Source organism: Sphingobium trunci, assembly GCF_022664535.1.
Taxonomy (GTDB): Bacteria; Pseudomonadota; Alphaproteobacteria; order Sphingomonadales; family Sphingomonadaceae; genus Sphingobium.
In genome coordinates, this window is sequence record NZ_JAKUJY010000003.1 from 285,269 (window position 1) to 307,570 (window position 22,302).

General features: G+C 66.2%; 18 protein-coding genes. 9 read left to right on the forward strand and 9 right to left on the reverse strand.

Annotated elements, in window-relative coordinates; all coding sequences use genetic code 11:
* Window positions 1-72: 72 nt before the first annotated feature.
* From MJ601_RS04655 to MJ601_RS04665, 3 genes are read right to left on the reverse strand one after another with little or no spacing between them, the layout of a single operon-like run.
* Window positions 73-1,437: an efflux transporter outer membrane subunit gene (locus MJ601_RS04655; RefSeq protein ID WP_242123748.1), complete on the reverse strand. Its 1,365-nt coding sequence runs from the start codon at window positions 1,435-1,437 to the stop codon at window positions 73-75.
* Window positions 1,437-2,549 (reverse strand): HlyD family secretion protein, encoded by a 1,113-nt coding sequence (locus tag MJ601_RS04660; protein WP_242123751.1) that lies wholly within the window; start codon window positions 2,547-2,549, stop codon window positions 1,437-1,439. Before MJ601_RS04660 ends, MJ601_RS04655 begins: the two co-directional genes overlap by 1 nt.
* A gap of 7 nt (window positions 2,550-2,556) precedes the next feature.
* Window positions 2,557-4,239, reverse strand: a complete 1,683-nt coding sequence (locus MJ601_RS04665; RefSeq protein ID WP_242123753.1) for an efflux MFS transporter permease — start codon at window positions 4,237-4,239, stop codon at window positions 2,557-2,559.
* Between the two features lie 378 nt (window positions 4,240-4,617).
* Between MJ601_RS04665 and maiA the strand changes: the two genes are divergently transcribed.
* From maiA to MJ601_RS04680, 3 genes are all read left to right on the forward strand, one after another.
* The gene (maiA, locus tag MJ601_RS04670; RefSeq protein WP_242123755.1) at window positions 4,618-5,253 is read left to right on the forward strand and encodes a maleylacetoacetate isomerase; all 636 of its coding nucleotides are present in this window, start codon (window positions 4,618-4,620) and stop codon (window positions 5,251-5,253) included.
* A 74-nt stretch (window positions 5,254-5,327) separates the two neighbouring features.
* A complete protein-coding gene (locus MJ601_RS04675; RefSeq protein WP_242123758.1) occupies window positions 5,328-5,912 on the forward strand; it encodes a TetR/AcrR family transcriptional regulator in 585 nt (194 codons plus the stop codon).
* A 176-nt stretch (window positions 5,913-6,088) separates the two neighbouring features.
* Complete coding sequence (locus tag MJ601_RS04680) at window positions 6,089-7,267, forward strand: acetyl-CoA C-acyltransferase family protein (RefSeq protein ID WP_242123760.1); 1,179 nt, start codon at window positions 6,089-6,091, stop codon at window positions 7,265-7,267.
* 58 nt (window positions 7,268-7,325) lie between these two features.
* On the opposite strand, the gene MJ601_RS04685 is transcribed toward MJ601_RS04680, so the two are convergent.
* Window positions 7,326-8,369, reverse strand: a complete 1,044-nt coding sequence (locus MJ601_RS04685; RefSeq protein WP_242123762.1) for a LacI family DNA-binding transcriptional regulator — start codon at window positions 8,367-8,369, stop codon at window positions 7,326-7,328.
* The gene (locus tag MJ601_RS04690) at window positions 8,366-10,537 is read right to left on the reverse strand and encodes an alpha-glucuronidase family glycosyl hydrolase (protein ID WP_242123764.1); all 2,172 of its coding nucleotides are present in this window, start codon (window positions 10,535-10,537) and stop codon (window positions 8,366-8,368) included. Before MJ601_RS04690 ends, MJ601_RS04685 begins: the two co-directional genes overlap by 4 nt.
* 133 nt (window positions 10,538-10,670) lie before the next feature.
* Between MJ601_RS04690 and MJ601_RS04695 the strand changes: the two genes are divergently transcribed.
* The 5 genes from MJ601_RS04695 (at window position 10,671) to MJ601_RS04715 (ending at window position 16,325) form a co-directional block, all read left to right on the forward strand.
* A complete protein-coding gene (locus tag MJ601_RS04695; protein ID WP_242123766.1) occupies window positions 10,671-10,814 on the forward strand; it encodes a hypothetical protein in 144 nt (47 codons plus the stop codon).
* 5 nt (window positions 10,815-10,819) lie between these two features.
* Complete coding sequence (locus MJ601_RS04700) at window positions 10,820-12,103, forward strand: MFS transporter (protein WP_242123767.1); 1,284 nt, start codon at window positions 10,820-10,822, stop codon at window positions 12,101-12,103.
* Window positions 12,100-13,515: a glucuronate isomerase gene (gene uxaC / locus MJ601_RS04705; RefSeq protein ID WP_242123769.1), complete on the forward strand. Its 1,416-nt coding sequence runs from the start codon at window positions 12,100-12,102 to the stop codon at window positions 13,513-13,515. Before MJ601_RS04700 ends, uxaC begins: the two co-directional genes overlap by 4 nt.
* Complete coding sequence (locus tag MJ601_RS04710) at window positions 13,512-14,984, forward strand: mannitol dehydrogenase family protein (RefSeq protein ID WP_242123771.1); 1,473 nt, start codon at window positions 13,512-13,514, stop codon at window positions 14,982-14,984. Before uxaC ends, MJ601_RS04710 begins: the two co-directional genes overlap by 4 nt.
* A 111-nt stretch (window positions 14,985-15,095) precedes the next feature.
* A complete protein-coding gene (locus MJ601_RS04715; protein ID WP_242123773.1) occupies window positions 15,096-16,325 on the forward strand; it encodes an SGNH/GDSL hydrolase family protein in 1,230 nt (409 codons plus the stop codon).
* A 36-nt stretch (window positions 16,326-16,361) separates the two neighbouring features.
* On the opposite strand, the gene MJ601_RS04720 is transcribed toward MJ601_RS04715, so the two are convergent.
* Both MJ601_RS04720 and MJ601_RS04725 read right to left on the reverse strand, forming a co-directional pair.
* Window positions 16,362-17,696: an elongation factor G gene (locus MJ601_RS04720; RefSeq protein WP_348635556.1), complete on the reverse strand. Its 1,335-nt coding sequence runs from the start codon at window positions 17,694-17,696 to the stop codon at window positions 16,362-16,364.
* A gap of 6 nt (window positions 17,697-17,702) precedes the next feature.
* A complete protein-coding gene (locus MJ601_RS04725; RefSeq protein ID WP_242123777.1) occupies window positions 17,703-18,386 on the reverse strand; it encodes a GTP-binding protein in 684 nt (227 codons plus the stop codon).
* 468 nt (window positions 18,387-18,854) lie between these two features.
* On the opposite strand from MJ601_RS04725, the gene MJ601_RS04730 reads away from it, so the two are divergent.
* On the forward strand, window positions 18,855-19,490 hold the full coding sequence (locus MJ601_RS04730; protein WP_242123779.1) for a PilZ domain-containing protein: 636 nt from the start codon (window positions 18,855-18,857) through the stop codon (window positions 19,488-19,490).
* A 79-nt stretch (window positions 19,491-19,569) separates the two neighbouring features.
* Here the strand turns inward: MJ601_RS04730 and MJ601_RS04735 are convergent, their stop codons facing one another.
* Window positions 19,570-20,640 carry a tetratricopeptide repeat protein gene (locus MJ601_RS04735; RefSeq protein WP_242123781.1) on the reverse strand — a complete coding sequence of 357 codons (1,071 nt, stop codon included), beginning with the start codon at window positions 20,638-20,640 and terminating at the stop codon, window positions 19,570-19,572.
* A gap of 139 nt (window positions 20,641-20,779) precedes the next feature.
* Window positions 20,780-22,302 (reverse strand): vWA domain-containing protein (locus MJ601_RS04740; protein WP_242123783.1); only part of this gene is annotated, 1,523 nt, incomplete at its 5' end.

Below are 22,302 nucleotides of genomic sequence, written 5' to 3' on the forward strand. Positions count from 1 at the left end.
CGGTCCCTGCGTGCGGGCGAGAGACGGCGCAGCCCGACAGGAACCGCAGTTGGCCGGCGGGAAGCGCTCAACTCATTGCGGCGCCAGGCTCCAGCCGCCGCCCATCGCCTGATACAGCAGGACGCGGGCGGAGAGCGCGTCCGCCCGTGCCTGCACGAGCGCGAGTTCGACCGCGAACAGATTGCGCTGCGCATCGAGCTGCTCCAGATAGGGCGAATATCCCGCGCGATAGCGATTGGACGCCAGCCGAAGCCCCTCCGCCGCTGCCTGACGCTGCCGCTCCAGCAGCATCACCTGTTCGTCGCCGTGGCGCGCCGCCGCCAGCGCATCCTCGACCTCGCGAAAGGCGGTGAGCGCGGCCTTGCGGTAGCCCAGCGCCGCCTGATCCCGCTGCGCGCCCGCCGCCTCGGCGCCGGCGCGGAGCCGGCCGCCCTCGAACAGCGGGGCAAGGATGCTGCCGCCAACGGACCAGATGGTGATGGGATCGGCCAGCAGCGTGGAAAAGGCCGCGCCGCCCGATGCGGTCAGGCGGAACTGCGGCAGGAAATTCTTGCGGGCCGCCGCCAGCAGCTTGTCGCTCGCCGCAAGCTGATATTCGGCCTGCGCGATATCCGGCCTGCGCCGCAGCAGTTCGGAGGGCAGGCCGTCGGCTATGGCGGGTTTGGCAAGGCCGTCGAGCGGCTCGCCGCGCGGAACCGCGCCGGGCAGATCGCCGGTCAGCAGGCGCAGGGCGTTTTCCTGCCGCGCAATGGCCTGCTCCAGGGGAGGGATGACCTGCGCCGTCGCCTGATATTCCGCTTCCGCCTGGGCCAGTTCCAATCGCGGCGAATAGCCCGCATCGCTGCGCCGCTGCGCCAGTTTCAGCGCTGCCGCCCGCGCATCGAGCGTCTGCCGGGCGACGGCCAGACGGGCATCGAGCGCGCGCAGGGTGATGTAGCCGCTGGCGGCCGTGCTCGCGACCGACAGGCGAATGGCGTCCCGCGCCGCCTGGCTGGCGAGCCAGCCCGACCGCGCCGCCGATGCCCGGTCGGACAGGCGGCCGAACAGGTCGGCCTCCCATGCCGCCTGGACCTGCGGCTGGGCGGCGGTCTGCTCCACCGCCCGGCCGAAGGGATTGACGCTGCGCGAACGGGCCGCCGCGCCCGCCGCGTCCAGCGTGGGCAGCAGGGCGGCTCTGGCCAGGCTTTCCTGCGCCCGCGCTTCCCTGATCCGCGCGCCCGCCAGGGCAATGTCGATATTGCCCGCCAGCGCCCGTTCGACCAGGCCGGTCAGGGCCGGATCGCCAAAGCCCTGCCACCAGTTCCGGTCGAACGGCGCGGTGGGACCGGCATCGGTCCGCCAGGCCTGCGGCGCGGCCACGGGCGGCACGTCCATCGTCTCGACCGCCGGTCCGGCGCAGGCGGAAAGCGGCAGGAGCAGGAGAGGGGCGTAGCGCATCAGTCGTTCGTATGGATCTTGATGACGACCGACATGCCGGGCCGCAGGCGCCTCGCCAGAGGCTGGTCGGGATCGATCCGGACCCGAACCGCGATGCGCTGGGCGACCTTCACGAAATTGCCGGTGGCATTGTCCGCCTTCAGCACCGCGAATTCGGAACCCGCCGCCGGGGACAGATTTTCCACCCGTCCGGTCAGCTTCGCCCCGCCCAGCGCGTCGACGCGGAAGGTGGCGCGCTGGCCCACGCGCATCTGGCGGGTCTGCGCTTCCTTGAAATTGGCGATCACCCAATGATCGTGCGGGACCAGGAACATGAGCTGCGTGCCCGCCGTCACATAGGCGCCGTTGCGCACCCCGATCTCCGACAATTGGCCGGCGACGGGGGCGCGTATCACGCTGTTGTCGAGGTCGATCCGCGCCAGATGAAGCTGGGCCCTGGCGCCCTCCACCGCGGCTTCCAGCCCGGCGCGGCCGACCAGCACCGACCGGACATCCTGCGTGCCGATGCGCTCGGCGGCGCTGGCCTGCTGGACGGCGGCCTGCGCGGCCAGCAGGGCGGCGCGGGTCTGGTCGCGCTCCCGCTCGGAAATCGAACCGTCCGCCACCAGCGCGTCGGCGCGGCGCATGTCGGCCTGCGCCTTCACCAGTTGCGCACGGGCGCTGGCGATGCCGGCGGCCTGTCCCGTCAGGGCGGCCTCGCGCGATCGCTGGCTTTGCTGTGAATTGGAAAGGGCGGCGATCTGCGCCGCGAGATTGGCCTTCGCCTGCTCGACCTTCGCCGCGTAGATGCGCTGGTCGATGGTGGCCAGTATCTGGCCGGCCTTCACCTCGGCGAAATCCTGCACCGGGACGGACGTGACATAGCCGCTGACCTGCGGGCTGATGATCGTCACCTTGCCCCGCACATAGGCATTGTCGGTCTGTTCCGAAAAGCCCGCGAAGGGCGGCAGCTGCCAGGCATATAATATGGCCGATATGGCGAGGATCGCGATCAGGACGATGGCGATCACCGTGGTCCGGCTGCGCGCGGGCGGGCGCCACCCTCCCGCTGGCGGGTCGACCTGCGGGTCCGTCGTCTCCGGTTCCGTGCCGGTGGCTGTCGGCTGGTTCATGTTCCCCCTATGGACTGGCTGAAGCCTGTGCTGCCTGTTGTGCCATCATCTTCTGCTGCAGCAGGATGACGGGCGATATTTCCCCGCGCCGCCGGATCGACCAACGGATGGCAAAGCCCCACAGCGCGGTCAACACCGCCAGCCCGCCCAGCAGCAGGAACACGTCGTTGAAGGCGAGGATGTTGGCCTCCCGCGCGACCTGCTGCGCCAGGATGGCGGCGCCCTCCGCGCCGCGCAGCGCGGGATCGCCGACCACGCCGGAGACGGTCCTGCCGCCCGCCCCGATGCGCGCCGCCACCAGCGGATCGGTCATGACGATATGCTGCACCAGTTCGTGCGAATGATATTTTTCCCGCACCGCCTGGAAGGTGCCGAGCAGGGAGGTGCCGATCAGGCCGCCCACGCTCTGGCTCATGCTGAAGAGAACGACGAAGCTGATGAAATGCTTGCCCCCAGCCAGCAGGGTGCGGGCGATGCCGATCACCATCGCCTGCGCCAGGAACAGCAGCGAGGCAAAGCCGATCAGCGCCTGGCTGAAGTAGAAATTGGCGGGACGGGTCAGGTTCGTGGCATCGGCATCCATGAAGGACCCGATCGCGATCAGGATGACCGCGATGGTGATCGGGCGGCTGACATTGTCGGGACGGAAGGTCAGCACCGCCGTCGCGAGTCCCGCCAGCGACCCCGCCAGCACGATCAGGTTGAGGGTGATCATCTGGTCGTTGATCATGCCGACGATATTGAGCAGGCCGACCGATCCGAACGCCTGTTCGGACAGCAATATGCGCACGGATGCCGCCACCAGCATCAGCCGCGCGATCTCCCGCCGCCCCAGCCAGCGCGTGTTGATGAGCGGATTGGCGCGATGATGTTCGACCAGCAGCGCCGCGCTGATCAGCAGGACGCTGCCCGCCAGCGCATATCCGATCCAGGCGCGCTCGGTCCACCATTCGATCCGTCCTTCGGACAGGACCGCGATCAGCAGGCAAAGTCCCGGTGCGAACAGGCCGAAGGTCAGGAAATCGAGCGGCTCGAACACCTTTTCCCGCTCGCTCGGCGGCAGCGGCAGGGCCATGACCGCCGCCAGCGATGCGAAGGCCAGCCCCATTTCGAACCAGTAGAGCATGTGCCAGTCGCCCCATTCCAGCAAATGGGGCGACAGCGCGCGGGCAAGCGGGGTGGCGAGCTGCGGGATGGATATGCCGATCATCGCCCCCGCCAGCCGCTTGGGCGCGGACATGCTCTGCATCATGTAGAGGATGGTGAGGGTGGAAAGGCCCGACGCGGCGACCCCGCTCATCGCGCGCACCGCGACCGAGGTCCAGAACCCATGCAGGAACAGATGCATGATCGTGGTCAGCGCATAGGCGGCCAATATGTAGCGGATGAAAGGCTGCAAGCCGAACTGCTGGCGATATTTCACCAGCAGCAGGTTCGCCGTCACATTGGTCATGAAATAGGCGGCGGTCAGCCAGGCGCTCTCATTGCTGTTGAGGCCCAGCGTGCCCTGCGCGAAATTGAGGTTCACCGTGACCAGCGCGTTGCCCAGGCCACCGGTGATGCCGATCAGGCAGGCAATCGCGAAATAACCGATCCGGCGGCGGGACGGATGGTCGGGATTGGCCGGTGAACCGGGCAGGGTGGGCCGTTCATGCGGCTTGAAGACATATGGCTGGGCCTCATCCGTCATGCCGTCCCTCTCACGCGCCGGCATGGACCGTGCGGGCGTGGAGGCGCAGCGGATCGACCTTGAACCTCACAGGCATCTGACCCCTTCGGAGAAAACCGATGAGCATCAGTATAGAAGCTTTTGTTACAATGTAAAAATAGTTCGCGCAGCAGGTTGGGGCTCGCAATCCGGTCGGAAAGCCTGCCCCCCGACAGCGCATGCGGCCTGCCCCTGCCGACGATGGTCGGAAAAGGAAATAGGGCTTTAAACCCGCGACATGTTTGTCTTACCAAGGGGAGGATATGGGAAGGGACGCAAACGCATGGATAGTCGGCTTGAACGCGGGCATCGGCGAACGAGGGCGTCGGCGGATTCGCCATGCAGGCTGGACCCAAGGTCATGACTGAACCGGTCCTCCACGGCTATTTCCGTTCCACCGCCTCCTACCGGGTCAGGATCGCCCTCCATCTGAAGGGCGTCGCCTATGCCGACGCCTTTCGCCATCTGCGCAAGGGGGAACAGCGGGCGCCGGACTATCTGGCGCTCAATCCCCAGGGTCTGGTGCCCACGCTGGCGATCGACGGGGCGGTGCTGACGCAAAGCCTCGCCATCTGCGAATATCTGGACGAAACCGTGCCGGACCCCGGGCTGCTGCCCGGCGACCCGATCCGGCGGGCGAGGGTGCGGGCCGCGGCGCAGCTCATCGCCTGCGACATTCACCCGGTCCAGAATCTCAGGGTGCTCGACCGGCTGCGCGGCCTGGGACTGGCCGAGGATCAGGTGACGGGCTGGGCCCGTCAGGTGATCGAGGAAGGCCTGGATGCCTTCGACCGGCTGATCGCGGATGAAGCGGGGCCTTATTGCTTCGGCGCGCAGGCGACGCTGGCCGATATCTGCCTGGTGCCGCAACTGGTGAATGCGCGGCGGTTCGGCGTCGCATTGCGCTGGCCGCGACTGGCGGCGGTCGAGCAGGCCTGCCTCGCGCTGGAGGCCTTCGCCAAGGCGGCGCCGCAAAACCAGCCGGACGCGGAATGACGGGCCGCCGATCATTCCGGCAGCGCATGATAAAGGGGTGATCTTCCGGACGACGATATGCTAGCGCCATGGCGATGAGGAATGAAGTTGCATGTGCCGGCCCGGTCGATGAGGGATCGAGCCGCCGCCGACAGATAGTCGAGATCGCGGCGCGGCTGTTCGCCCGGAAGGGCTATCGCGGCACGTCGATGCGGGATATCGGCGATCAGGCCGGGGTGCTGGGCGGGTCCCTCTACCATCATATCAAGTCCAAGGACGCGCTGTTCGTCGAGCTGCACAATGCCGCGCTCGACGTGGCGGAGGACAGGATCGCGGAAGCGGTCCGCGCGCGGAAGGAACCCTGGGTCAGGCTGGAAGCGGCCTGCGCGACCCTGCTGGACATTCAGCTTGCCCCGGATTCGATCACGACGCCGATGATGAACGACTTTCGGGAAGTCCCCGACGCGGTGAGGGAGCAGCTGATCGCGCGGAGGGACCGGTTCGAAGGGCTGTTCCGCGAATTGGTGGCGGCGCTGCCCCTGCCGCCGCGGATCGACCGCTCGGTCTACCGCAATCTGCTGTTGAAACAGCTCAACTCCACCCACGAATGGTACCGGCCGGGCGGCCTCAGCCCGGCCGAGATCGCCGCCCAGATCGTGGCCGTCTTCCGACAGGAATAGCGTGGAGCTCGCCGCTTTCACGCTACGACCGCCGCGGGTTTTGGCCATTGACTGTAACATATGTTTGGTATAGCCGCCTCGCACTTGCAGGGACAAGCCGAACGAGCCAGTCTGCCCAATGGAAGACGGCCTGCGACAGGGCCTGTTCGAAGACCCCTTGATGATGGGAACGGGACATGACGGATATTTTTCTGGTGTCGGCGGCGCGGACCGCCATCGGCAGCTTCGGCGGATCGCTCAAGGATCAGACGCCCGGTGAACTCGGCGCCCATGTGGCGAAGGCCGCGATCGAGCGGGCGGGGATCGACGCGGCCCAGGTCGGCAATGTGGTGCTGGGCAATGTCATCATCACCGAGCCGCGCGACGCCTTCTCGGCCCGCATCGCCGCGATCGGTGCCGGCGTGCCGCAGGAGACCCCGGCTCATAATGTCAACCGGCTCTGCGGATCGGGGCTCCAGGCGATCCTGACCGCGGCACAGTCGATCATGCTCGGCGATTGCGAGATCGCCCTGGGCGCGGGCGCGGAAATCATGAGCCGCGCCCCTTATTTCCTGCCTGCCCTGCGCTGGGGGCAGAAGATGGGCGACGCGGCGGTGGTCGACGGTCTCACCGGCGCGCTGACCGACCCCTTCCACGCCTATCATATGGGCGTGACGGCGGAGAATGTCGCGGCCCGCTACGGCATCACGCGGGAGGATCAGGACGCGCTGGCCTTCGAAAGCCAGAAGCGGGCGGCGCATGCCGTCGCGCAGGGCTATTTCAAGGACCAGATCGTGCCGGTGGACGTGCTGGTGCGGCGCAAGCCCGTTCCGTTCGACACGGATGAATATGTCCGCGCCAATGCGGCCGCCGACGATTTCGGCAAGCTGAAACCGGCATTCCAGAAGGACGGCACGGTGACGGCCGGCAACGCCTCGGGCATCAACGACGGCGCGGCCGCCGCCGTGCTGGCCGGCGAGGCTGCGGTCAAGGCACATGGCCTCAAGCCCCTGATGCGGCTGGTCTCCTATGGCCATGCCGGTGTCGATCCCGCCTATATGGGCATCGGCCCGGTTCCGGCCACGCGCAAGGCGCTGGAAAGGGCGGGGCTGAAGGTCGCCGACCTGGATGTCATCGAAGCCAATGAAGCCTTCGCCGCACAGGCCTGCGCGGTTGCGCGGGAACTGGATTTCGACCCCGCGAAGGTCAATCCCAATGGCAGCGGCATTTCCCTCGGCCATCCGGTCGGCGCGACCGGCGCGATCATCACGACGAAGCTCGCCTATGAACTGGAGCGCGTCGGCGGCCGCTATGGCCTGGTGACGATGTGCATCGGCGGCGGACAGGGCATCGCGGCCATCTGGGAACGGGTGTGACCCTATAGGACGATATCCGCCCCTGCCGCGGGAGGGGCGGACTCGACTCGAAACCGGCCTATCCGCGCTCCTGATGCAGGGGAGGCACCGCGTCGGACTGGCGCCGGATGATCTGGTAATCCAGCCTGGCCAGCGCCTGCCCTTCCGATTCCCCGCCCGGTCCGCGTATCGCTCCGGCCAGCAGGGTCATGGCGGCCCGGCTCATGTCCCGGATCGGCTGCCTGACGGTGGTCAATGCGGGCCAGATCGCGCCCGCCAGCGGCGTATCGTCAAAGCCGCAAACGCTCAGCTCCGCCGGGACGCTGATTTGCCGCTGGTGCGCGATCGTGATGGCGGCCGCCGCCATATCGTCATTGCAGGCGAAGATGGCGGTAGGCAGCACCGCGAGATCGAGCAGGCGCTCCGCCGCCTCCAGTCCGGAGCGATAGCTGAAATCGCCCTCCACGATATAGTCCTCGCTCACCTCCAGCCCCTGCGCCGCCATGGTGCGGCGATAGCCCTCCAACCGGCGGTCGCTGGAGCGATGCCGGGGATTGCCGCGAATGAACGCGATGCGGCGATGGCCCAGTTCGATCAGATGACGGGTCATGTCGCTGGCCGCCTGGCCGTCATCGATCGCGACGACTGGCAGCCCGGTATGGACGCGGTCCGGCGCCATCATGACGGCCGGAACGCCCTGCCTTGCCAGCGCCTCGATCAATTCGTCCCAGTCGCACAGGGGCGGGGGCATGACGACCCCGGACAAGCGGGCCTGGACGATCCGGGCCATCACCTCCTCAACCGGAACGCCGCTTTCGCATTGTTCGACGACCAGATGAAAATGGCGCCGCGCCGCCTCATCCATCCCGCCCAGCAGCAGTTCGCCCAGATAGGCCGATGTCGTGCTGCTGCGGTAGAGCAGCGCCACGCGCCGGTCGCCGCCCGCCAGCGCGCGGGCCGTGGCATTGGGAGCGTAGTTCAGTTCCGCTATCGCCTTCTCGACCTTGGCGCGGGTCGCCGGGCTGACCCAGCTCTGCTTGTTGGCGACGCGGGACACCGTCATCACGGACACGCCGGCACGGGCGGCGACATCCCTTATCGTCGGTAATTTTCCACCGTTCATGGATGGCCCGGCGCGTAGGGAAAGCGCCGGGCCTTGTACCAGTCGAGATCATGTTCCGGTGCCGACGCGCCGGGGGGCAGGGGGCGCCTCGCGATCGACTGGAAATAGGCGATGCTGGCATCGCGCCACCATTGGGCCTCGCGACGCTGGATGCCCAGGAAGACCTGCGTCTGGGTGAAACGTTCCGAATCGATATAGGGCCGCAAGGAATCCCATATCGTCTGCATGTTGGCGACATAGGCCACGCCGTCATCATAATGATGGACCAGGCCGTCCCACAGCGTTTCTCCCGATTTCAGCTTCGCGTCCCAGCCGACATGATGGAACCACAGCAGGTCGCGTTCGGGCGTCGTCCGGGGGTCCGCCAGGATTTTGGCCAGCCGGGGTGCATATTGGCCGATGGCGTTGCTGCCGGTCCTCGTGCGGTCGAAGCCGATGCCCTGCGCGTCCGCCTTGTGATAATAGGCCGGGTTCCATTCGGGCCGGGCAAGGTCGGAAATCCAGGGTGCCGGGCCATAATGGTGGCCGGTGCCCATCAGATGGGCAAGGCCCAGCGGCGTCATATAGTCGACCGCCGCCTCGCGCGATCCCATCATCATGGCGACGACCGGCCCTGTGACCCTGGGATCGGGAGAGAAGGTCTGCGCGACCCATTCGCGCGCGATGGCCTCTGCCGGCAGGTCGGGATCCCAGGCGAGACGGCCGAAGGCATACCAGTCCGCCTGGTTGAAGATCGATCCGCTCCAGTCGCGGTCCGCGCCGATATTGGCGACGCCCGCCATGCCGGTCAGCTTGTGGCCTTCCAGCGATCCGTCGATCACCCTGGCGACGGTCGATCCCTTGCCACGGGCGAAGGTATCGCTTTTCAGCACTTCCTCGAACAGGGGGCCGAGATAGGTGAGGTGCGTCGACTGGCCCAGATATTCCTTGGTGATCTGGAACTCCATCATCAGCGGAGTCCTGGGCATGGCGCCGAACAGCGGGTGGAAGGGTTCGCGCGGCTGGAAGTCGATCGGACCATTTTTCACCTGCACCAGCACATTGTCGGCGAACTGCCCGTCGAGCGGCTTGAAGTCGCTATAGGCCTGCTTGGCGCGATCGTCGGGATTGTCATGCGCATAGACGAAGGCGCGCCACATCACGATGCCGCCATGGGGCTTCACCGCCGCGGCCAGCATGTTCGCCCCATCGGCATGGGTGCGCCCGTAATCCTGCGGTCCCGGCTGGCCTTCGCTGTTCGCCTTGACCAGGAAACCGCCGAAATCCGGAATGGCCCGGTAGATTTCGTCCGCCTTCGCCTTCCACCAGGCGGCGACCTGCGGGTCGAGCGGATCGGCCGACTTGAGGCCGGAAAGCTCCATCGGCGCCGTCCATTTGACGGACAGATAGACCTTGATGCCATAGGGGCGGAACAGGTCCGCCAGCGCCGCCGCCTTGGCGATATAGGGCGCGGTCAGGCTGTCGGACCTGGCATTCACATTGTTGAGGACCGTGCCGTTGATGCCGATCGAGGCATTGGCGCGGGCATAGTCGGTGTAGCGCGGTCCCTTCCAGTCCGGCAGGCGCCACCAGTCCCAGATGGATTGCCCGGCATAGCCGCGCTCCACCGTGCCATCCAGATTGTCCCAATGGTTGAGCAGCCGCAATTTCATGCGCGGGGCGCTGCGGATATCGAGCCGGTCGAGCGACGCGCCCGTGTCCGCCAGCCGCAAATAGGCATAGGCGCCATGGAGCAGGCCGATATCGCTGTTGGCGGCGATCAGCGTCACCGGCTGCCCGTTCCGGATGAGCGACCGGATGGCGTAGCCTTCATCGCCCAGCCCGTCGAGCTTGACGGGCAGGCCGGGCGCGGACGCCGGGGTGGCCAGCCAGATCGCCCCCGCCTGCGGACTGCCTCCCTGCGGGCTGGCCCCCTGCGAACCGTCCGTCACGACGGGAGCGATACCGCTCGCGCTGGTCAGGCCGCGCACCAGTTCATCGCGGGCGATGAGGGCGGTCGCGCCGCTTCCGGGCGCCATGACGGCGGCCGCGTGACGGGCGATCGCCTCGGCGCTGCCGCCATTCGGCCGCGCATGATGCAGCCAGAGCGCATAGCCGTCCTCCGCCATGGCGGGCGCGGCCGCCGTCATGACGGCGGCGATGGTCCAGCAAAACAGGCGCGCGAACATCGGTCCCTTTCCTCTCCCGCCCGCCCGGCCCGAAGGGCATTGACAGGCTGCTATTGTCGGAGCAATGGTAACGTTATCAGTCGCAGCGCCGCAAGCGATATTTTGAACGACCGAAAAGGGGGAGAGGCGTTTCGTGTTCCGGTACCGACATCCGCCACATGCCGCTTCCGGCATCCGCCACCGCCCCGTCCGGCGGCAGGATGCGACGCCTCATGACGATCCGCGCGCCTTCCTGCCTGTCGACCGGCTCGAATGCGTTGCGATGGTGGAGGGGTGAGGGGGATGGACCGGGCGATGGCCAAACCCTCGGGCAAGCTCCGCTGGATCGTCTGCGGCCTGCTCTTCGCGGCGGTGGTGCTGAGCTATATCGACCGGCTCGTCCTGCCGACGCTCAAACCCGATCTGCAGGCGCGCTACGGCTGGAGCGAGAGCGGCTATGCCGACCTCGCCATCTGGTTCCAGGCGGGCTACGGCATCGCCTATGTCTTCTTCGGCCGGTTGATCGACCGGATCGGCGCGCGGGCGGGCTATGCGCTGGCGGTGACATTGTGGACCATCGGCCATGTCGCCCACATCTTCTTCACCTCCACGGCGGGCATGCTGCTGGCGCGCATTCCGCTCGCGATCGGGGAGGCGGGGACCTTCCCCGCCGCCATCGCCGCGACCAACGAATGGTTCCCCAGGAAGGAACGCGCCTTTGCGATCGGCATCTTCAATGCCGGGTCCAATGTCGGCGCGATCCTCACCCCGCTGATCGTACCGCTCATTGCCGTGACGCTGGGATGGCGCTGGGCCTTCATCCTCACAGGCCTGCTGACCCTGGTCTGGCTGGCCGCCTGGCTCGGCTTCTATCGCCGCCCGCGCGAGAAGAAGGGGCTTTCGCCGGAGGAACTCGCCTGGATCGAGACCGATCCCGTCGATGCTCCACGCCCCATCCGCTGGCGCAGCCTGTTCGGCTATCGCCAGACATGGGCCTATATGCTCGGGCGGTTCCTGATCGATCCGGTCTGGTGGACCTTCCTCTTCTGGCTGCCCGATTTCTTCAACAAGCAATATGGCGTGAAGATGCTCGACTTCGGGCCGCCGCTGATCGCCGTCTATCTCATGGCCGACATCGGGTCGGTGGCGGGCGGCTGGGCCTCCTCGCGCTTCATGGGGCGCGGATGGAGCCTCAACCGGGCGCGAAAGAGCGCGCTGTTCCTGGCCGCCCTGTGCGCCGTGCCCATCGCCTTCGCCTCCCATGCGCCCTCGCTGTGGGTGGCGGTCGGGCTGATCGGCCTGGCATGCGCTGGCCATCAGGGCTTCTCCGCCAATCTCTACGCCCTGCCCGGCGACGTTTTCCCGCGCTGGATGGCGGGATCGGTCGTGGGGCTGGGCGGCCTGGCGGGCGCGATCGGCGGCATGCTGATGGCCAAGTTCGCCGGAACCATCCTGGAAAGCATCGGCAGCTACGGACCGATCTTCGCCGTGGCGTCCTGCGCCTATCTCGTCGCCCTCGCCGCCATCCATCTCATCCTGCCCCGCTATCAGGCGGTGGACAGCGCCCTTGCCGAAAGCCGCCCATGACCAAGCCCCTGCGCCTTCATCCCGACCGCCTGTTCCCGGCCGATCCACGCAGCCGGGATATCGCGCGGGCGCTCCATGCCACGGTCCGGGACCTGCCGATCATCAGTCCCCACGGACATACCGATCCGCGCTGGTTCGCCTATGACGAGGCTTTCGCCAACCCGTCCGACCTGCTGATCGTGCCGGACCATTATGTGTTCCGGATGCTGATGAGCCAGGGGGTTCGCCTGGAGGAACTGGGCGTCCCGACAGCCGACGGCAGCGCGACGGAACAAGACCCCCGCGCGATCTGGCACCGCTTTGCCGCCCATTATCACCTGTTCCGGGGTACGCCCTCGCGCCTGTGGCTGGACTGGGTCTTTGCCGAGGCCTTCGGTATCGACGTGCGGCTGGAGGCGGCGACGGCGGACCATTATTACGATGTCATCGACGCCGCGCTCGGGACGCCCGCCTTCCGCCCCCGCGCCCTGTTCGAACACCATCACATGGAGGTGATCGCGACCACCGAAGGCCCCTGCGATCCCCTGGACCATCACCGCGCCATCCGGGAAAGCGGCTGGTCCGGGCGGGTCATCACCGCCTATCGCCCCGACCCGGTGATGGACCCCGAAGCCCCCACCTTCGCGTCCAACGTCCGCGCCTTTTGCGCGATGGCGGGCGAGGATGCGGAAAGCTATGCGGCTTATCTGCGCGCCCATGAAAGACGCCGCGCCGATTTTCGCGCCGCCGGGGCCACCTCGACCGATCATGGCCATCCCAGCGCCTTTACCGCCCACTTGCCGCGCGCCGAGATCGAGGCGCTTTATGCCAGGGCGATGTCCGGGCCGGTCTCCGCCCGCGAGGCGGAACTGTTCCGCGGTCACATGCTGGTCGAAATGGCGCGCATGTCGATCGAGGACGGCATGGTCATGCAACTGCATCCCGGCGTTCATCGCAGCCACAATGCAGCGGTGCTGGCGCGCTTCGGCCGCGACAAGGGCGGCGACATTCCGGTCGCGGGCGAATTTGTCCAGGCGCTGAAGCCGCTGCTCGATCTTTATGGCAATGATCCGCGCCTCACGCTCATCCTGTTCACCCTGGACGAGGACGTCTATTCGCGCGAACTGGCGCCGCTGGCGGGCCATTATCCCGCGCTCAGGCTGGGGCCGCCCTGGTGGTTCCACGACAGCCCGGAAGGAATGCGCCGTTTCCGCGAGCGAACGACCGAGACGGCCGGCTTCTACAATATGGTCGGCTTCAACGACGATACGCGCGCCTTCCTGTCGATCCCGGCCCGGCACGACGTGGCCCGCCGCATGGACTGCGCCTTTCTGGCAACCCTGGTCGCCGATCACAGGCTCGAGGAGGATGAGGCCTTCGAACTCGCCCACGCCCTCGCCTACCAACTCGCAAAAAAGGCTTATAAACTGTGAACCGCCTTTCGTCGGGAACATTGGAAACATTGCCCGGCGATGTGATCCGCCCCGCCTATGACCGGGCGGCGGTCCGCTCCGGCGTGGTGCATCTGGGCATCGGCGCCTTTCACCGGGCGCATCAGGCGGTGGTGTTCGACGATGCGCTCCATGCGGGCGATCTGCGCTGGGGGATCGTCGGGGCATCGCTGCGCTCGCCTCAGGTGAGGGACCAGATGGCGCCGCAGGACGGGCTTTACACCCTGCTGGTCCGCGATGGCGGGGTGGAGCGGCGGCGGATCATCGGCGCGGTCGGCAAAGTCATCGTCGCGCCGGAAGAACCGCAGGCGCTGCTCGCCGCGCTGGCCTCGCCCGACACCCATATCGTCACGCTGACCGTCACGGAAAAAGGCTATCGGCTGGACCCGGTCACCGGCACGCTGATCGAGGATGATCCCCAGCTCGCCGCCGATCTGCTGTCGCTCGAAAGCCCCCGGACCGCGCCCGGCTTTCTGGTGGCCGCACTGGGGCGCCGCCGCGCGGCAGGCCTGGCCCCCTTTACCGCCATCTCCTGCGACAATCTGCCGCATAACGGAACCCGGCTTCGCCAGGCGGTGCTGGCGCTGGCCCACAGGCACGATCCGGCGCTGGCGGCGTGGATCGAGGCGGAAGGGGCCTTCCCGGAAACCATGGTCGACCGCATCGTCCCCGCGACCACGGAAGATGATGTCGCGGCCCTGGCCGAAAGGCTGGGGGTCGAGGACCGGGCGATGGTCAAGACCGAACCCTTCATCCAATGGGTGATAGAGGACAGGTTTTGCGGCCCCCGTCCGGATTTTGGCGCAGGCGTCCAACTGACCGCCGCCGTCGCCCCCTGGGAAGAGGCCAAATTGCGCCTGCTGAACGGCGCCCACAGCGCCATCGCCTATCTCGGCGGTCTGGCGGGCATCGGCCATGTCCATGAAGTGCTGGCCCTGCCCGAAGCCCGCCTGTTCGTGGAATCCCTGTGGGACGAGGCGCAGACCACGCTGACGCCGCCACCCGAACTCGATATCGCCGCCTATCGCCGCGACCTGATGGCCCGCTTCGACAATCCGACATTGCGTCACAGCACACGGCAGATCGCGATGGACGGGTCGCAGAAACTGCCCCAGCGACTGCTGGCGACGATCAGCGCAAGGCTGGAGGCGGGACAGGGCATCCAAGCGTTGTCGCTCGCCGTCGCTGGCTGGATTCGTTGGCAGGCGGGACGGGATGATCGGGGCGGAACCCATGTCGTCGACGATCCGCTGGCGCCAGCTCTGGCGACCTGCCTGGCCGAAGCCCGGACAACCGCGCAACGGGTCGCTGCCATCATGGGCTTCGATGTCGTCATCCCGTCCTCGCTGGCCGCCGATGATCGGTTCGGCGCGGCGCTCATTCACTGGCTCGCCATTCTGGAAACGCAGGGCGCCTTGGCCGCGCTCGCCCGTTTTCACGGAGAGAAATAATGTTCTCCGCCCCGACATGTGCGCATCCGGGCGAACCTCTGATCCTCCCCCGAGGAACCTGAGGGCCGGTCGCGACACCGGCCCTCCTTCTTTTGATCCTGGAAACAGAATATGCGCATCGCTCTTCTCCTTCTTCCGCTGGCGGCCTCTGCTGCTGCGCCCGCAGTTGCGGCGCCCTGCGCGCGGCAGTGGGTTGCCGGATGGGCCTCCGCGCAGATGGCGCCGACGGGCGAAAACCGGCTGCCGCCCGACATGCTGGAGGACAGCACTCTGCGCCAGATCATCCGTTCGTCCATTGCCGGCGGCCGGGTTCGGGTGCGCCTTTCGAATGTGGCGGGAAGCCGGTCCCTGCATCTTCACGGAGCCACCCTGTCCCGCGCGCTCGCTGCCAAAGGATCAGCGATCGATGCAAAGTCCCTCCTTCCCCTCCGTTTCGATGGTCAGGCGGATGTCACGATCCCGCCCGGCGCGGATTATCTGTCCGATCCGGTAAGCCTGCCGGTCCAGCCGTTCGACAATCTGACGGTCAGCATCCACTTTGACGAGGGAGCTTCCGGCCAGACATCCCATCCAGGTTCCCGAGCGACCAGCTGGCTGCTCAAGGGCGATCATCTGGGCGATGCCGCCATGGCGGGCGCCACCGCCGTGGAACATTGGTTTTCCCTGAGCGCGCTGGAGGTGGAAACCTGCAAGCCCTCTGCCGCCATCGTCGCCCTGGGCGATTCCATCACTGACGGCCGGGGAGCGACGACGGACGGCAACGACCGATGGACCGATAATCTGGCCCGCAGGCTTCAGGCGGATTCGAGGACGCGCCATCTGTCCATCATTAACCAGGGCATAGGCGGCAACCGCCTGCTGGACGACGGCCTGGGTCCCAACGCTTTGGCGCGGCTCGATCGGGATGTTCTGGCGCAGCCGGGAGTCCGCTATCTGATCCTCCTCGAAGGCATCAACGATATCGGCACCCTCACGCGCGAAGCACCCGTCAGCGATGCGCAACATGCCCGGCTGGTGTCCCGCATGATCGGCGCATACCGCCAGATCATCGCGCGCGCCCGCGGCAAGGGCATCAAGGTGATCGGCGCAACCATCATGCCCTTCATGGGTTCGGCCTATTATCATCCGGATGCCCGCAACGAGGCGGACAGGCAGGCGGTCAACCAGTGGATCAGGCAGCCTGGGAATTTCGACGCGGTGATCGATTTCGATCGGCTCATGCGGGATCCTGCGCGCCCGGATCATTTACGGCCGCGTTTCGATGTCGGCGATTCCCTGCATCCTTCCCCGGAAGGCTATCGTGCCATGGGGGAAGCGATTCCGCTCGACCTGTTCCGATGATGGTCTGCCCGGTAAATCAGCGCCCCGAAAACAGGGTCAGGCAGTTTCGCGGACAGCCTGAACGATCGCGCCCGCAAGCTTCCCCGTCACTTCGGACAGATGGTCGAAATGCGCCTCATAATGGGCCATGCCCTGGCTCATCGACCGCAGTTCGGCCTCCAGCCCCTGCAATCCCGCCTGGGGCAGCAGCACCTCTATCACGTCCCATTGCGACCAGCCGTCCAGGCTCGTCATGCGAAGCATCTGGCCCCTGCGGCTGGAAATAGCGGAGGTGATGCGAGACGTCGCGCTTCCCGGTGTCCTGATCGTCACATGGGCGACTGGTTCCAGCAAATAGGGGGAGGCGGCCGCCAGAGCTTCGGCCATGGCCATCCGCGCGGCCGTGCGAAACGCCAGTTCGGAACTGTCGACGCTGTGAAAGGATCCGTCGATCAGCGTCGCCCTGACATCGACCACGGGGAAACCCAACGGTCCCTTCTCCAACGCATCCCTCATGCCTTTCTCGACCGCGGGAATCCATTGTTTGGGCACTGCGCCGCCAGTGATCCGTTCCTCGAAGCGCTCGCCTTCGCCCCGTTCGAGCGGGGCGACTTCCAGCACCACATCGCCATATTGGCCATGTCCGCCAGACTGCTTCCTGTGCCGGCCGCGCTGCGCGACGGGCTTGCGGATGGTCTCCTTGTAACCGATGGCGGGAGGCTTGACCGCAATCGCGATGCCATATCGGCGCTTCAGCCGGTTAATCGCCACGGCGAGATGTTCCTCGCTCATGCCCCGCAACAGCGTCTCCCGCAAGGCTTCGTCCTGAACCCAGCGCAGACCGGCATCCTCTTCCGTCAGCCTATGGAGCGCGGCGGAAAGCCTGACCTCGTCCTTATGATCCTTTGCCGCGATCGCCACGGCGCTGTTCGCCACAAGAGCGGGCCGGTTGCGCGCCTTGGCCACCACTGGTCCCGCTAGGCCCGCCCGATCGCCCGCCTTGAGCGTATCGACCTTGGCGATGCCGACGAGGGCACCGGGCCCGGCCGCTGCGATTTTGGCGGTGCCGCTGCCCTGCAGCGCGAACAGCCCGCCCGCGCGGATCGACTGGCCGGCGCCATCGGTCAATTCCGCGCCATCGGCGATCCTGCCGCCAAAGATCCGAGCGAGCGCCAGCCTGCCCACCGTGGCGGCGTTGGAGATTTTGAAGATCTGCGCCGCCTGACCCTCTATACCGATGCGCTCGGCCGTCCGCGCGGGCTGGGGCGTGTCGTGCCTCAACATCTTGAGCAGCCGCCGGATGCCGAAGCCGTTTGAAGCCGAACCGAACAGCACGGGTACGATCCAGCCGCTGGCGGTTTCGCGCGCCAGGTCGGCAAAGATCAGGTCCAGGCTGGGCTATTCGTCGGAAAGAAGCTGCTCCAGCAACGCATCATCATGGTCTGCGAGTTGTTCGAGCATATGGAAGCGGGCCACAGCCTCATTGCCTTGCAGGTCGGGCGGCAGCGATACCGGCTGAGACTGTTTGCCTGCCTCATAATGAAAGGCCCGTTCCAGCGCGAGATCGACGAAGCCATCGATCCGGTCGCCGGAGCGGGTCGGGATTTGCCGGGCGACCAGTGCGGCCTTGCTCATCGGCGCAAGGGCGGCCAGCAATTCCTCTATGCTGCCCCGGGCCTGGTCGATCTTGTTGACGAACAGCGCATGGGGAATGGCGGCCTGTTCCAGAGCGCGCAGCACCGGTTCCACCAACGGCGCGCGCGCCGGATCGGGATCGACGACGACAATGGCCAGATCGGCCACTTCCAACGCCATGGCCGCATCCACGGAAAAGCCGGGTGAACCGGGGGCATCGATCAGGGCAAAGCCATCGCCCATCCATTCAAAATGGAGCAGGTTGAGTTCGGTCGAACTGCCCCGCTCGCGCGCTTCGGGGCTGGCGTCGCCGACGGTGGTCCCCGCCTGTACCGATCCTTGCCTGGGAATTGCGCCAGTGACGAACAATATCGCTTCGGCGAGGCTTGTCTTCCCTGCACCGGCGGGGCCAACGAGCGCGATGGCCCGCACTTCACTGCCGCTCATCCTTGCTCTCCTCCAGCCTGTCCAACTTTCTTTGAAGATGGTCGTGTGGAGGGGTGATGTTCGTCCTAAATCGATCGGAACGCAAGGCCGCCCGGTCAGGGCGGGGGAAGAAGGTCGGGAGGCCAAGCGGATATTCCGTCGCCGCCGCCCATCGGCGCCGAAGCCCTTCGGAAGGGCAGTCGACTGGAATCAGGATGGAATTTATCCGGATTGGCGCAATGTTGGCTCCGCTTGTCTTTCCACATGGCTGCCTTTTGTCTATGATTCGTCCAAAGGCACGACAGGACGTGTCGGACGAGAAGGGGGAAATCAGTGCGCGCGAAACGGGCGTTGCTGCCAAATGCAGCATGGGCGAGGGCCTCCAGCCTGAAGCCCGCCGGTTCGGCCGTTCACCTTTGCCTCGGTCCGTGGTCCTGATGTACCATAGGGGCGATGGTGCTCCATCTTGCCGAGCAGGAGGAGGTGAATATGTCCTTGCCTGACCAGTCCGGGAATGAAGCGGCGCCAGGCGATGCGGCCAACCGACCGCAGGCGCCGCGAGAGGCGCGCGTCACCACCATCCTGCTGATCGGCAAGATGTTCAGCCGCCATGGCGAGGCCCTGTGCCGTATCCGCAATCTGTCGAGCGGCGGGCTGATGGCGGAGGCGCATGTGCCGCTGACGGAGGATGATCCGGTCAGGATCGAGCTCAAGGCCGGAGACCAGCTTTCAGGACGGGTACGCTGGACGACCGCAGGCCGCATGGGCATCGCTTTCGATCAGCCGATCGAGGTGGGCGAGACGCTTGCGCGCGCTATGGTCCGCACGGCGGAACAGGGACTTGTGCGGGCGCCTCGCTTCGCAGTGGACTGTCCGGTCGAATTGCGGAGCGACGGGCGCCGTCATACCGGGCGGCTGATCAATGTCTCGCAGGGCGGCGCCCGGCTGGAGGCGGACTTGCTGGCCGAAAAAGACCAGTTGCTGACGCTGCAGATCCCTGGCCTGCCCGAACGGCGCGGCGGTGTTCGTTGGGTCGGCGACGGAGCGCTCGGCCTTTCCTTCGTGGAACCGTTCGCCTTCGACGAGCTTGGGCTTTGGCTGATCGCTCAGCGTCCATCGGTGTGATGCCTTTTCCTGAGCCGACCTGCATGATCGCGGCCAGGGCGACTTTCGCCATGGCGTCTGCGCCGACAGAAAGGTCCGCTCAGGGTTCGTAGCGGCTGTCGAGCTGCGCGGCGCGTTTGCGGTCTGCCTCTGCCTTTCTGGTATCACCCCGCTGTTTTTGCAGCAGACTGCGGCTGTAATAGCCGCGCGCGCTGCCGGGTGCATAGCGGACCGCCTTGTCCAGATCGGCCAGCGCGCGGTCATCGTCGCCCAGCACCTGATAGGCAAGGCCGCGATTGAGATGGGCCTGGGCCGATTTCGGCGCAATGGCGATCGCCCTGTCGAAGGCGGTGATCGCCCCCTCCCAATCGCCGGCCCATGCGCGGCCAAGACCGTCGGCGATCTGCGCATTGGCGCTTGCCTTGTCCCCGTTGGTATCGGGATCGATCAGCATTTTGCAAAGGGCCAGATTGCGCTCAGGATCGCCGACGGTACAGGCATTCCAGTCGCCACGCCCCCGCAAAAGCGTAGGATCTGCCCGCATTCCCGTCACCACGACGTCGCGAGCGTCTTCGCTCTCGCTCCCCGTCTCGGCCCGCCCCGCTGAACGCGCGGCGTTGACCGTCATGGCGGCTGCAGGCGGCGCTGGAGCAGCGGGGGGTGGCGCGGCCATGACCGCTTCGGCTTGCATCAGGGCCTGAGGGGCAGACTGGTTCGCCCTTTCCTGTGCAGCAGGCGGGGATGGCTTTGCAGGAGCTTCCGGCGAGCGCGCAGGCGCGGCAATAGCGCGGTCCGCTGTTGGTTTCGGCTCGACCGCTCGCGGTTCTTGCTGAACCCGCGCTTTGGGAACTTCCACCTGGTCGGAAGCGGGGGGACCCGGCGGCGGACTTTCCATAACATGCAATGTGCCCGAACTGGTGCGCCGCGGCATTTCCAGCCAGGCGACAGGCGCCACGATCAGGGCCAGCAGCGACAGTGCCAATGCCGTTCCCAGATAGGGCCGCCCGGTCAACGGTCGCCAGAAGCGCCGACTGCCCGGCGCAGCAACCGGCGCGGCTGAAGATGAGCCATCGAAACGCGCCAGCGCCGCCTCGATCGCCGCCTCGCGCCGGGCGGGAGCGGGCGGCGGCGGATCGGCCAGGGAAAAGCCGATGTCATCCCTGCCCGCCATCTACGGCTCCCTGTCGGGAAATAGGGAGAGGGGAAGCAGACGCATCAGGGTCTTATGGGGCAAAAGGAGATGGTTCGAAAGAGGTCTGTTGGCCGTTGGCGGAACGGTTCGGATCGTTTCCGCCAACGGCCTTCCCCGATCAGAGCGGTTGCATGGACGATGCCGTCCTGGCGGCGCGAACGAGCTGGATGAACTCGCTGCGATAGCCATATTCATCCGTCCCGCGTGCGCCCATGGCGATGCGCAGCACATCGTCATAACTCATCGAGCCGCCATAGCGGCCGCCGCGCAGCAGTTCGGCAAAGGCCGCCACGCCGGTCGCGAAGCGCGCGTCCTGCGGCGCATTTTCGAAACGCGACACCTCAACCGCTCGATCGATCGGCGTGCTTATCAGGCGGCTCTGGTCCGAATTGGGTGCCTTGTAGCGAATCTTGACGAAGCCATATTCGCCCGATGTGCCGACGGGTTCCCGCCGGGGCGTTCCATAGCGCAGGTCCGACATGGCGCGGGGGCCGCCGACCGGCACGATTTCATAAAGCGCGGTCACCGTCTGGCCCGAGCCGACATCGCCCGCATCGACCTTGTCATTGTCGAAGTCCTCGCGATTGAGCATCCTGGTTTCATAGCCGATCAGGCGATATTCGGCGACGGCCGCCGGGTTGAATTCGACCTGGATCTTCACATCCTTGGCTATCGGGAACAGGGTGGAACCCGCCTCTTCCACAAGCGTCTTGCGCGCTTCGTTGATGGTGTCGATATAGGCGGCGGCACCATTGCCGTTCTGTGCCAGCGCCTGCATCAGCGCGTCATTGTAATTACCCATGCCGAAACCGAGGACGGAGAGGAAAATGCCCTTGTTCCGTTCACGCTCGACAAAACCCTTCAGTTCATCGCTGTTGGTGATGCCGACATTGAAATCCCCGTCGGTCGCCAACATCACGCGATTGACGCCCTGAGGGTCCAGATTGGCGGCCGCCAGCGCATAGGCCTGGCGGATGCCTTCCGCACCTGCGGTACTGCCGCCCGCACCAAGCCGATCGATGACGTTCAATATCTTCTGCTTCTGGCTGGCGGGCGTGGGTTCCAGCGCGGTGCCCGCGCTGCCCGCATAGGTGACGATCGCGACATGATCATGGGCGTCGAGCTGGTTCACCAGCATGGAGAGCGATTGCTTGACCAGCGGCAGCTTGTTGGGTTCGTTCATCGATCCCGATGTATCGATCAGGAAAACCAGATTGGCGCGAGGACGAACGGCTCGCTGGATCGTGAAGCCGCGAATGCCGATGCGGACAAGCTTGCGACCGGCGGTCCAGGGGCTGGGGAATACCGCCACATGCGTGGTGAAGGGCTGGGCGGCGCTGCGCGGAGCAGCATAGTCATAGGGAAAATAGTTGATCATTTCTTCGGGCCGGACGGCGGCCGGTTGCGGCAGCACATTGCGGTTGAGCGAGGCACGGACAAAGGCATAGGAAGCCGTATCGACGTCGATGGAGAAAGTGGAAACAGGCTGTTCCTTCACGATCTGGAAGCGGTTTTCCTCCTTGTTGGCGAATGTGTCGCGGCCCACATCATGATAATAGGGTGGCCATGGCTGGCGCTCAGCGGCGATCATCGGTGCCGGGGGCGGAGCGGAGAGCATATAGGCCGGAGGAGCCGCTTCGG